This is a genomic window from Candidatus Wallbacteria bacterium (assembly GCA_028687545.1).
Taxonomy (GTDB): Bacteria; Muiribacteriota; JAQTZZ01; order JAQTZZ01; family JAQTZZ01; genus JAQTZZ01.
The window spans coordinates 1-12,221 of sequence record JAQTZZ010000079.1 but is presented as its reverse complement, the minus strand read 5'-3'; the positions used below and the strand labels follow the sequence as shown (position 1 = coordinate 12,221).

At 49.3% G+C, this 12,221-nt stretch carries 10 protein-coding genes; 4 read left to right on the top strand and 6 right to left on the bottom strand.

What is annotated here, in order from left to right; all coding sequences use genetic code 11:
* A partial coding sequence (locus PHW04_18315; protein MDD2717846.1) for a hypothetical protein occupies positions 1 to 715 on the bottom strand: 715 nt, incomplete at its 3' end.
* A 167-nt stretch (positions 716 to 882) separates the two neighbouring features.
* Between PHW04_18315 and PHW04_18310 the strand changes: the two genes are divergently transcribed.
* From PHW04_18310 to guaB, 4 genes are all read left to right on the top strand, one after another.
* Positions 883 to 1,284, top strand: a complete 402-nt coding sequence (locus PHW04_18310; GenBank protein ID MDD2717845.1) for a pyridoxamine 5'-phosphate oxidase family protein — start codon at positions 883 to 885, stop codon at positions 1,282 to 1,284.
* Positions 1,285 to 1,502: 218 nt separating this feature from the next.
* Entirely contained in the window at positions 1,503 to 3,302 is a 1,800-nt protein-coding gene (gene lepA / locus PHW04_18305) for a translation elongation factor 4 (protein MDD2717844.1), read from the top strand.
* A 7-nt stretch (positions 3,303 to 3,309) separates the two neighbouring features.
* Positions 3,310 to 4,533 (top strand): cytochrome c biogenesis protein CcdA, encoded by a 1,224-nt coding sequence (locus tag PHW04_18300; protein ID MDD2717843.1) that lies wholly within the window; start codon positions 3,310 to 3,312, stop codon positions 4,531 to 4,533.
* Positions 4,523 to 6,028 carry an IMP dehydrogenase gene (guaB, locus tag PHW04_18295; GenBank protein ID MDD2717842.1) on the top strand — a complete coding sequence of 502 codons (1,506 nt, stop codon included), beginning with the start codon at positions 4,523 to 4,525 and terminating at the stop codon, positions 6,026 to 6,028. The genes PHW04_18300 and guaB overlap by 11 nt, the downstream gene beginning before the upstream one ends.
* Here the strand turns inward: guaB and PHW04_18290 are convergent, their stop codons facing one another.
* From PHW04_18290 to PHW04_18270, 5 genes are all read right to left on the bottom strand, one after another.
* Positions 6,029 to 6,523 (bottom strand): HIT domain-containing protein, encoded by a 495-nt coding sequence (locus tag PHW04_18290; GenBank protein ID MDD2717841.1) that lies wholly within the window; start codon positions 6,521 to 6,523, stop codon positions 6,029 to 6,031.
* The gene (locus PHW04_18285; protein MDD2717840.1) at positions 6,513 to 6,884 is read right to left on the bottom strand and encodes a hypothetical protein; all 372 of its coding nucleotides are present in this window, start codon (positions 6,882 to 6,884) and stop codon (positions 6,513 to 6,515) included. Before PHW04_18285 ends, PHW04_18290 begins: the two co-directional genes overlap by 11 nt.
* Positions 6,885 to 6,901: 17 nt before the next feature.
* Complete coding sequence (locus tag PHW04_18280; GenBank protein ID MDD2717839.1) at positions 6,902 to 7,174, bottom strand: hypothetical protein; 273 nt, start codon at positions 7,172 to 7,174, stop codon at positions 6,902 to 6,904.
* Positions 7,175 to 7,196: 22 nt separating this feature from the next.
* The gene (locus PHW04_18275; protein ID MDD2717838.1) at positions 7,197 to 7,988 is read right to left on the bottom strand and encodes a FliA/WhiG family RNA polymerase sigma factor; all 792 of its coding nucleotides are present in this window, start codon (positions 7,986 to 7,988) and stop codon (positions 7,197 to 7,199) included.
* On the bottom strand, positions 7,969 to 12,221 hold a 4,253-nt coding region (locus tag PHW04_18270), incomplete at its 5' end, for a hypothetical protein (GenBank protein ID MDD2717837.1). The genes PHW04_18270 and PHW04_18275, both read right to left, overlap by 20 nt.

The following is a 12,221-nucleotide window of genomic DNA, read 5'->3' as shown; positions in this document are numbered from 1 at the left end:
AGGGAAGTTCGGACATCTCCAGCTCCAGTTTTCCGTCAAAGACCAGGATATTGGTTTCGCCTTTCCTGAGCATCTCTAACGTCTGATTTTCGAGTCCTGCCGGAGTGGCGTCATTCTTGTTCAGAACCAGCAGGCGTTTTTTCAATGAAATCAGGTTGTAATAATAAATAAAACCCTGTTCCTGCTCCGTGAATTCTGTTTTCCTGATATCCACGCCTTCTTCGAGCTGTTTTTTCAATCTTTCGCAGAGAGCTGTTTCAGCATCCATTACTTCGCGCTCATTTTTTTTTGCGCATTTCATGCTCAATTTGATCTTTTCGCAGCGTTTATCCAGTATTTCCAGATCCTTGAAGGAAATCTCAGACAGCAGTTCCTGGTATTCTCGGGCCGGATCGATTTTGTCACCGAACGGATAATAAATCGACTGGTCTTCAAACAGCCGCAGCACGAAAACCAGCAGCTCGCACTTCACCAGTTCCTGAGGAGTGAAAGCAAAAGCCTGGTTACCGTCGTTCCGGAAATCGCTGACTGCGATCGTGGCATAGGTGGTTTTTTTGGGATTGTGCATATCTGAAAGCTTGGCCAGCCTGCGGTCCGAGATTTTCATCTCGCCCAGCACCTGCGCATCAGCCTTCACTTCTCTGATCCCTGTAATGATTTTGAAAATCGTGGTTTTGCCACTATTTTTGGCACCGAGGATGGCGGCTCTGGACATTGAAGCTCCCTTTTGTTTGCGTACTCTTGATTTCAGTAGAATCTATTGCATGAACCTGATTTTGTCAAAATCAGTAAAGTAATTTTTCCTTGCAAAATAATTCTGAATCTGTAAAATTATATTAAGTATAAAAGTATCTGGAGGATAAATTGAAAAAAGACAAGGCAATGCAGGACTCCCTGCAGATGATCGAAAAATCCCAGATCGCCCTGCTCGGCAGCGTTGACGACCAGGGCTTCCCAAACATCAAAGCCATGCTGAAAATGAAAAATGAAGGACTCCGGGAATTCTGGTTTTCCACCAACACCTCATCCAAACGTGTCTCCCAGTTTAAAACTAATCCTAAGGCTTCCGTCTATTTTCTGGACCAGCCGACCTGGAAAGGCCTGATGCTTACAGGCACAGTTTCCATCCTGAATGACAGGAAATCGCGCGAGCTGGTCTGGCGGAACGGCTTTGAAAAATATTATCCGCTGGGAATTGATGACCCTGACTACTGCGTGCTGAAATTCACAGCGCATCAGGGCAATTTTTACCACAATCTGGAAAACCTGACATTCGAGCCGTGATGTTGCCAGATAAAACTTAATCCAGCCGATTCGTAAATCCATGAAGTTGGTATGTTGTAAGAATAGGGAACATTTTTCATACATACTAACCTATAAACATACTAACCTACCAACCTCTTGCAGTGAACAAACGATTGCATTAAAACGTTTATAATCTATTGGCAAACTGCCCCCGATTCATTATAATGATGCCAGTTCTCCCCGGAAAAGAGGAACAGATGGAAAAGACTAGAAATTTCTGCATAATCGCCCATATCGACCACGGCAAGTCCACGCTTGCGGACAGGCTGCTGGAGATCACCAACACTGTACCTGAACGCGAACAGCGCGCCCAGTATCTTGACAGCATGGATCTGGAACGTGAAAAAGGCATCACAATCAAGGCCAGCGCAGTCACGATGTTTTACAAGGCAAAATCCGGTGAAACCTATAAGCTGAACATGATTGACACGCCAGGGCATGTGGACTTCACCTATGAAGTTTCCCGGGCCATCGCATCCTGCGAAGGAGCGCTGCTCGTGGTGGACGCCTCCCAGGGCGTGGAAGCGCAGACTCTCGCCAACGCCTATCTGGCGATCGAACACAATCTCGAAATAATACCTGTGATCAACAAGATCGACCTGCCCTCTGCAGATATAGAGCGCTGCAAGCGGGAACTGGAAGAAATCATCGGTCTGGACGGGGAAGGAGCAGTTCTGATTTCTGCGAAGACCGGCCAGAACGTGGATGCTGTACTGGAAGAATTGATCAAACGGATACCGGCTCCGTGCGGAGATCGGGAACAACCTTTGAAAGCCCTGGTTTTTGACGCCCAGTATGATAACTACAGAGGAGTCATCACCTATATCAGGGTCCAGCAGGGTTCGATCAGAACCGGAGAAAAGATCCTTTTCATGCAGGGCGGGAATGTTTTCGAAGTCAGTGAAATCGGAATTTTCAATCCTACTTATAAGCCTACCCAGATCCTGACATCCGGCGATGTGGGTTATGTGATGGCAAATATCAGGACTGTGGCGGAAGCCATGGTCGGCGACACAATCACCAGTGCGCTGAAGCCGGCTGGCGAAAAAATCCCGGGTTACAGAGTGCTGAAGCCCATGGTGTTCTGCGGTCTGTATCCCTCGGAAAATGAAGAATATCAGGCTTTACGCGAAAACATCGAGAAATATCAGCTCAATGACGCGGCTTTTGTTTTTGAACCTGAAACTTCCGCAGCCCTGGGAGCCGGCTTCCGCTGTGGTTTTCTGGGACTCCTGCACCTTGAAATCGTGGTGGAGCGTCTGAAAAGGGAATACGGGCTGGACCTGATCAGCACCATCCCCAGCGTGATCTACCGCATTACAGGGATGGACGATAAAGTCCTGGAAATCGACAATCCGCTGAAACTTCCGGATCCCTCGTCAATCAAACAGATGGAGGAACCGGTCGCAGACTTGAAAATCTATACGCCTGAGAAATTCGTGGGCGGCATGATGGAACTGCTCAAGCAGAAGAGAGGAACTTTCAAGAACATGCATTACATCGGCGGACGCGAAAGGGTGGAGCTCAGCGCTGTGGTCCCGCTTTCAGAGCTGATCATTGATTTCTACGACAAGCTCAAATCCCGGAGCAGCGGCTACGCTTCGATGGAATACGAACTTTCAGGCTATCAGAGCGCCGAACTGGTGCGCGTGGACATCCTGGTCAACGGCGACCAGGTGGACGCCTTTTCCCAGATCTGCACCAGGGAGCGGGCTTACGACCGGGGCAGGATCCTGGTGGAGCGGCTCAAGGAAGTGATTCCGTCTCACATGTTCACGATCCCGCTGCAGGCCGCCATCGGCGGGAAAATCATCGCCCGCGAGACAATCAGAGCCATGCGCAAGAATGTGCTGGCCAAATGTTACGGAGGCGACATCACCAGAAAAAGAAAACTGCTGGAGAAGCAGAAGGAAGGCAAGAAAAAAATGAAAGCCATGGGCAGCGTTTCGATTCCGAACGAGGCCTTTACCAGAGTTTTGAAACTATCGGACGATTGAGGTGACAATGAATCTCTCGGACTCACTGCAGCAAAGTCTTTCCAGCTCCTCTCCCCTGGCATTTCTGATCGCCTTTGCAGGCGGCCTGCTGACGAGCCTGACTCCCTGCATCTATCCTCTGATACCAGTGACGATCGCTTTCATCGGCGGCCTGAGTAGAGGCAACCGCAGGCTGGCCTTCCTTTATTCACTTGTCTATACGCTGGGGATTGCTTTTATCTATGCCGGGCTCGGCGCTTTCGCCGCAGTCTCAGGAACCATGTTCGGCACCTGGGCCAGTTCAGCCTGGGGAGACTTTCTGATGGCCAATGTCTGTATCATCTTCGCGCTGTCATTTTTCGGCCTTTTTGAAATCAACTTCAACCTGGTCAAGGGCAACATTAAAAGCCGCAATGCCTTTCTGCTGGCCTTTGGAACAGGTGCCCTCTCCGCTCTGACCGCATCAGCCTGCACAGCCCCGGTCCTGGCTGTGCTCCTCACTTATGTGGCGCGGAATCAGAACATCATCTATGGCACGCTGCTGCTCTTTTCCTTCTCCATCGGACTGAGCCTGCTTTTGATGCTGGCAGGCACATTCGCCGGTTTCCTCTCATCCATTCCCAGAGCCGGCAGATGGATGCTGGCAGTCAAGGCATTCTTCGGGATACTCCTGCTTCTGATGGGTGAATATTATCTCGTCAGGTCAGGAGGAAAGAACTTTTTCAGCGTAACTCAGTCACCAATTCCAGTGAAAGTTCAGATCTCGTCTGTTGAATCAGCCGAGGTTCAGGCACAGACGGCCACAACTGCAGAGCCCGGACCGGCCCTTCCAGAGAGCATCAAACCTGAAATGGCAGATTTCACTCTTCCCTTTTATGACAATTCCGGCAATCAGTTCAATTTGTACAGGAGCATCGGGCAGAAAAACCTGGCCTTCCTGTTTTTCGCCACCTGGTGTCCATCCTGCATGGAGGAACTGCCGCAATTATCCAAAATTCAATCACAATTTCCTCACACCCGTTTTATCGCAGTCTCAAATGCGGAATCGGCTCAGAAAATTTCTGATGCTTTCGCCGCCAGAGGCATCACAGTAGAATGCGTAAACGATCCTGACGGCGCAGTTTTCAGGCAGTTCAATGTAAATGCGATCCCTGCAGTGCTGTTGATCGACCGCAGTGGAAAACAGGTGCTGCTCGGTAATCATCCGGTGGAAAAAATCGAAGAGGAGCTTAAGAAAATCGATGGAAAGTAAAATCAGCGGGTTTTTCAAAAAACTCACGAATTACGGGCTGACTTTTGATGATGTGCTGCTGGTGCCGCAGAAATCCCAAGTCCTGCCGATAGAGGCAGACCTGACCACCCGGCTTACCCGCAACATTTCGCTCAACATCCCTTTCATCTCTGCGGCCATGGACACTGTCACAGAGAGCAGGATGGCGATCGCTCTTGCTCTGCACGGAGGCATCGGCATCATCCACAAGAATCTGGATATCAAGTCCCAGACAGCCCAGGTTCTAAAAGTCAAACAGTATCTGAACGGCCTGATTGAAAATCCGGTGACATTCTTTGATGACCAGAGCCTGGAAGAAGTCCTCTCTGCGATCAGGGAAAATAATTACGGCTTTTCAGGCTTCCCGATCATTGACAGGAACGGAAACCTCAAAGGGATCATCACAGGGCACGACCTGAAATTTCTGTCTGAGAAAAAGAATTTGAAAATCCGGGATGTGATGTCGCCCAGGCTGATCACCGCACCTCCCAAGACAGACATCAGGACAGCCTATGAAATTTTCAAGCGGGAAAAGATCGGAAAACTTCCACTCTGCGATAAGGGTGGAAAACTCTGCGGATTATACAGTTTTACAGACGTCAAAAATATCATCGAGAATAAAACGCCGATGGTGCTGAGAGACAAATTCCACCGCCTGCGCGTGGGCGCTGCGGTTTCACCCTACGACTGGGAAAGGGTGCTTGCCCTTCACGAGACAGGTTGTGACTGCGTGGCAGTGGATACCGCGCACGGGCACAGCCACAGGGTAGTCGATTTTGTGAGGGACCTGAAAAAAAAGTATCCCCGGATCGAAGTGATTGCCGGAAATATCGCTACAGGCGAAGCCGCTGCCGATCTGATCAGGGCGGGTGCCGACGCACTCAAGGTGGGAGTCGGACCCGGGTCGATCTGCACCACCAGGATCGTCACTGGAGTAGGAGTTCCACAACTGACTGCGATTTACGAGGCAGCCTGCATCGCCCGCAAATCAAAAGTCCCTGTCATCGCTGACGGAGGCATCAAATATTCAGGCGATGTCCCCAAAGCTTTAGCCTGCGGAGCAGATTCAGTGATGATGGGGAAAGCTTTAGCCGGGACAGACGAAAGCCCTGGTGAAAAAATAATCTACAACGGACGCAAGTTCGTGCTCTACCGTGGAATGGGCTCGCTTGGTGCCATGCAGTCAGGCGCAGGCAGCCGCGAACGCTATTTCCAGGGTGACACTCCTGTTCAGAAGCTGGTGCCTGAAGGAATCGAAGGCATGATCCCGTATGTAGGGTCAGTCACTGAAATCCTCGGCCAGTTTACCGGCGGTCTCAGGAGCACGATGGGCTACTGCGGTTCGGCCGATCTCGACCAGTTCCGGAAAAAAGCGGAATTAATCCAGATCACTCAGGCTTCACTGACTGAATCGCATCCTCATGGAGTAGTGATTACCAAGGAAGCCCCGAATTACAGAGCACCCAAGGTGGAATGATTATAATTTGAGCTTCCTGAACTCTTCCCTGAGCCTGTCTCTGGTCACCTGCGGACCTTCCACATAGATCTTGGCTCCTGCCAGGATGTCGATAAAACCAAGTTCATTTTTGTATCTGGGCACAATATGAAGATGCAGATGCTCGATGCTGGCGCCTGAGGCCTCGCCGACATTGAAACCGAGGTTAAAACCTTTGGGACTGTAAATCCGATCCAAAATGTCCATGCTTTTTTTCTGGAGCATGATCAGTTCATCCCATTCCGAGGCTGAAAGTTCGCGGACATCGGTCAGGTGCCGCTTGGGAAAAATCATGATATGGCCTGGATTGTAAGGATACAGATTGCACGCTACCTGAAGGCTCTTCCCCTCGTGGACATCCAGAAGCTCCACAATGCTGTCCTTGTTTTCATAAGCACAGAGAATGCAGCGGACGGCAGGGCGCTTGTTTCTACGGACATAGTCGAATTTTTCGGGGATGAAGAGGTTACTTTTCACTTGAATTGCCTGCAGGTCCTGCCGGGAGCTCATGGTCTTTCCTGATCGGCAGGAATTTCTTGTAGCATTCCTCGTAAATCTGGCAGTAAGTGCAGCAGTTCCGTTCCAGATTGCGCTCTCCGCGGTACCAGTTGATGCGGCACATTTCAAAATTCTGGCAGCGGGTGCAACAGAACCAGTTCATCTTTGTAAGATTCTTGCGTTTGATGTCTTCAAGCAGAGTGGCCATCACCACGATATTGTTGGGATTGTCTCGGTCGTCCATCAGCCTGTAAAAAAGAGCGACTTCATCGTCTGATCCATATAAATGGACGATGAAAAGTTCTTCCAGAAAAAGCGGATGATATTTCCCAAAAGGCATGCCTATTCCTCAGCAGTTTATTCTAGTTTATTATAATATTCTTTCAGGACTTTTTCCAGGTGCCAGTTCAAAAATGCAGACAGAACATAAATAATTTCCCCGGCAGATACCTCTTTACCGTTTTCAGACAGATACTCGCATACACCCTTCTCAAGCGATTTCCAGAGCCGCAGGGAGTCCGCAGGACAGTTGAACAGAAGTTCTTCCCCGGGATTGTCGGTCTTTAATCTGTCGTTAAGGTCTCGCAACCTCACGATCAGATTGTTCACTTCGAACACAAAATCATCCATGTAATTTCAGGCCGGAGTTCATCTAGTTATCCATTAAATCCTTCCTGTTTTCAGCCAGTCTGGCTCTGAGCTTCAGGATCGCCTGAGTGTGCATCTGTGAAATGCGGCCTTCCGACAGATTCATGATCTTGGCAATTTCTTTCAAAGTCAGTTCCTTGAAATAATACAGTGATACCACCAGCTTTTCCTGGGGAGTCAATTTTTCTAGCTCGGCCAGGATCAGGCTCTTGACTTCCCTGCGGTAAGCCTCTTCTTCAGGACCCGCATTCCTGGTGTCCACAAAAAACTTCAGTCTGTCGCTGGACCCCTGGGCATCGCCGTCTGATTCATAGGCGAATTCTTCGAGAGAAAGTATCAGGCTCTTCCTGGATTCATTTAGAAATTCCTGGATTTCCTCGACAGCCACACCCATTTCCTTTGCCACTTCTTCATCCTTGGGAGTACGCCCCAGCTTTCGCTCCAGTTCATTGACGGTTCTATCGAGGAGCCTGGCCCTGCTTCTTACCAGGCGCGGAGCCCAGTCCAGCTTGCGGATGGCATCCAGAATTGAACCTCTGATCCTCTTTTTTGCGTATGTCTCAAATTTCACGTTGAATTCAAGCGAAAACTTGTCGATGGCGTCCAGCAGCCCGAAAATGCCGTAGCTGATCAGGTCGTTGACGTCCACGCTGGGGGGCAGATTCATAGCCATCCTCATGGCCACGAACTTCACCAGCGGCGCATAGCGTTTGATGATTTCTTCCTTGACCTTTGGGTCGTTCTTTTCCTTATACCGGACAAATAGTTCTCGGGGATCAAGCGTACTTTCGCTCAAGACACTCCTCCATCTCTTTTAGGCAGGATTGGGCTTCGTCAGAATGATTGAAGCAGAAGACCCTGATCCGTTTGCGGGCAGAGATATACGGCAGCCAGAATTCTTGAGTTGCCATGAATTCCCTGCTGAAATCCCGTTGCTCGCATAATACGGCGACCACTTCGAAGTAATAGCCTCTAAGCTCTTCAGCGTGGTAAATTCTGCCGCTTCCCTGGGTATCGCCGAAATTCCCGTGATAGCTGCAGACTACAGCGCCATCCCGCCCCAGTTCCCCGATGTTTTTTGAATTTATTTCAGGCTCGTTCAGCCTGATAATTTCTATTTTGATGCTCCTACCCCTGGTTTGTCCGAGCTCTGATCCAGTAAACCTCTTATACAGCAGAGCCACATTTGGAGCCAGGGTGTTGGATACCGGAAGCTCGACCTTGGAATACGAAAAGCCTGATTCGGTAAGCCACGAACTGATCGCACCCGCAGCCGAACTGTCTGAAGCCAGCGCCAGATTCCCATAGAATCCTGCCCACTTCGCCAAGAATTCGAACTGTTTCTTTCCCATCAGCTCAGCATTGTCAATCACCATGTATTCTCCCGCTTGGAACAGTTCGATTTTTTCTTCATTACCGATCCATTCGTAAAGCTCGAAGGGACTGGTAGCTTCAGAACCGCACATTTTACTAATGTATCGGATGAAATCCTTAAAACCTAAGTATCCGGACCGCTCTCCATCGAATTCCGGAAGCAGCGGGTCTTTGATTAAAATCAGATCAGGGGAATCCAGCATCTTCAACGACTGGAGTGTGGAAAAGGCTTTCCTGAGAAAGGTCGTCTTGCCGGAACCAGGGGGACCGCTGACCAGCAGTATTCCGCCTTCGTAAGGACATTTCTCCGTCACTTTTAATGTGCCCTTTCCAAGCAGGCGGAGGGACAGAAAAAGTTCCTCCGGAATTTCCCCCGGATTCCGGGGTGTTTTCTTCCAGAATATCCTGTAATCATCTCCTTCAAGAATAACTTCAGCCAGGCGCAATTTGATCAGGAAATAGCAAAAAATGCTGTCCCTGCTGAGCGCCGGATTACCACTCAGTTCGAGATACTTCTTCCAGAAATCGATTTTGCGAAATGTCGGTGCAGGACCCCTTGCCGCAGGGACCCGGGAGTTGACGGTCGGTCCGCAAATCAAACCCTCTGCAGGAAATTCCCTGATGATCTGTTCTTTTGAGAATTCATCAGTTCTGGTTAAAAAAAACAAGAGTTGAGAATATGTCAGAGATTTCAAACCTGCTAGCTGCAGAAGATACTTCAGGGAAAAAGCGGAATCATAAAAGAGCAGAGTATCGGCGTCAGTGATTACGACCCTGCTCCAGTCCAGGGAGGATATCTTTAAAAATGTCCGGCTGTCACTCAATAACTCAGGATCCAGGACGACGATAGTAGCTGTTTTAATCAGTTCCAGCTCGCTCTCAGGGACACCTTTTTCAAGGATCACTGAAGAAAAATCCAGCATCAGCCGGTATTTTCTGATCAGCTCGCGATAGAGCGGCAGATCCGGGGCTATCAAGAGGCTTCTTCCACCATTCTCCCTGAAAGGAAACAGTTCGACCCGGTCTATGCCTCCGATCAGCATGTCTCCGCCTGACAGGATCTCCTGGACCGTCTCAGTGCTCCAGGACTGCCCGGGAAAATAAAGCCTGCGCCGGTTTTCACAGAGCTTGGGGTTAATCTTCCCCTCTTCCAGACTTGCAGTGCTCTCCTCGCCGGAAAAGAAACCGCTCCTGTCGCTCAGGGAAAGTGATGGATGCAGATCCTTCTGCTTTCCGAGAAAACTCCAGACTGCAAAATCCTGCTGCTGCCTCTGGGTCAGGTTGCGGTCAAAAGACAGCAGCAGCCTGGTTTCAAACCTGACCGGAAAAGCCGAGGGGTCATCGATCACCAGAGATGAAACCGGCGGGAGCCGATAATCATTGTATTCCATGTATCCCTCTGGGCGAACGGAAAAATGACATCCTGGAGCCGCCTGTTCAGTAAATGATATTTCAAAAGGTCTGGCTTTTCGATCAAGAAAATCACGGTCCATTTCCCTGAAAACATTGTATTTCCTGTCAGGCAGGGTGTTATGTACAAAGTGCATTTCCAGGAGATCCTCGCGGGAATAGATTGTCAGAAAATCTTCAGTCCAGGACACCAGATTTTCAGTAAATGCATTTAGGCGTTCCTGCCATTTTTTGAATCTCAGCCACAGGATCTCTTCCCATCCGGTATTTACCTTTTCCAGAGCGAGATCCTGGAAATGACCCCTGATGTTTGAAATCCGGTTGAAAAGTAGTCGAAAATTGGCATCAGCAGTGTGTTCTTTCCCTACCACAATCTGTGGCGGAAGCCTCAGTGAAAGGCGTAATTGCTGTACCTGCAGATGCAGCTTCCGGATTTCCCGTCCGATCCTGGCTGCTTTTCTGGAAGAGATCCAGGGCAAGGCATTCCCGAACTGGGAAATGAAATCCAGGAGCGCAGTCAGATCAAGCTCAGGCCCTGACAGATCGTCGTAAATCAACTCTTCCACATCAAAGGCCAAAGCTTCTCGCCTGGCATGTGCTGCTGTCTGGAAGATCACTCCTTTTCCACTCAAAGATTCCCCGCAGAGTATGGCTGCTTTTTCCCAGTATCTATGGGGGCAAAGTTGATAGGGAAGATTCGTGAAAGCAGTGTAAAAGAAGACAACAGCCCAGTCAGGATCGAACTGCTGGCCGCATAGGTATTCGCAGATGAATTCCAGTGACCTGGTTTGATAGACTGAATCAAAGCTTACCCTGGAAGTCGGGAGGAATTTCCTGTAGAGCAGGCTGAAGCTGCGCTCCGACAGAACGAAGCAATCCATGCTTGGAGAATGCTGCTTGTCCCTCCATTCAGCGTCTTTTAAAAAACTCTCCCCGGCCGCGCGAATTTCCGGGAGCACTGTGCCTGCGGAAAATCCTGAACTCCCGGGTAAAATCGGACGCAATTGATCTGGGAGCAGTCCGCAATGATAAAAAAATCCACGGGTTTCAGGGGAGAATTGTCCGAAAAATTTAAAGATTCTGCCTGGGGACTGGCAGTCAGGAAAAAGTTGACTCAGAAACAGCTCCAATTCACCTTTGTCTAAATGCGGGAAAAGTTTTTCCCGGATCTTTCTCAGGTTTATTTCAGGTAACCCGGTAAGTGCAGAAAGCGCAGGGCAATTTCCAGAGACCGCTTTGTCGGCTTCACAGATATATTCTGTCAGCCTCTCTTCTTCATCTTTGCCAAGCTGTAACTGGTCCAGCAGAATGCCGAGCTTGAATCTGCAGACTTGATACTTTCCTTCTTTCTCTTCCAGAAAGAGATAATTTCCTGATAAAGTGTATTCCTTCGCGTTTTCAACTGAGACAGGCAGAGCCTGGAAATCCTTGATTCGTTCGAAGTTCCCCAGATGGAAATAGCATTTGTCGAGTTCATTGTAGAATTCCTCAAGTTTCTCCCGCTCGATCAGTTCGATCGCTCTTTCAAATTCATGACATTTCAGGTATACCCTTACCAGAGCCCTGATTGAATCCAGATCTTCCTTTTCACGGTAAAGCCTCAGGTAATATTCCCTGGCATGTCCGTAATCTCCGGAGTCATCGAAAATCTGAGCCAGTTCCCGCAACAATTCCCAGTGTCCCCCGCCTTCGTTGAGTACCCTCTGCAGCACTGACTCAGCCAGCTCAAGCTTCCCGGAATTTTTATAGGCTCTGGCGAGCAGCAGGTGTTCCTCATAACCGGTCTCTTCTTCGGAGATCCGGTTGAGGATCCTGATTACGCCTTCATAATCGGCGAATTTGAAATTAAGGGCTGCGGACAGCTTTAAAAAACGTACGTCATCGGATCCCCGGTTGACCAGAGTGTCTACTTCGCGCTTGGCTTCCTTATATCGTATCATCTGAAACAGGATCAGGGCTCTCTGGTAGATGGCTTCAATCTTCAGACCTTCCGCCTCGGTACCTGTGATCACCTGCTCCAGGCAATCAATCGCCTTTTCATCCTTTCTGAACTTCCAGCTCAATTTTCCAAATAGCAGGAGCATTTCCAGATCCTGCGGAAATTTCCTTCTATATTCATCGAGAATCAGCAGAGCGCTCTGTTCGTCTTTCTTTAGATACAGCCCGATTTTCTGCCGCAGAGCCTGCCTGCCGGAAAACTGACTGACTACTGAAAGCGCACGGTCAACGAGCCCTTGTTCGAATA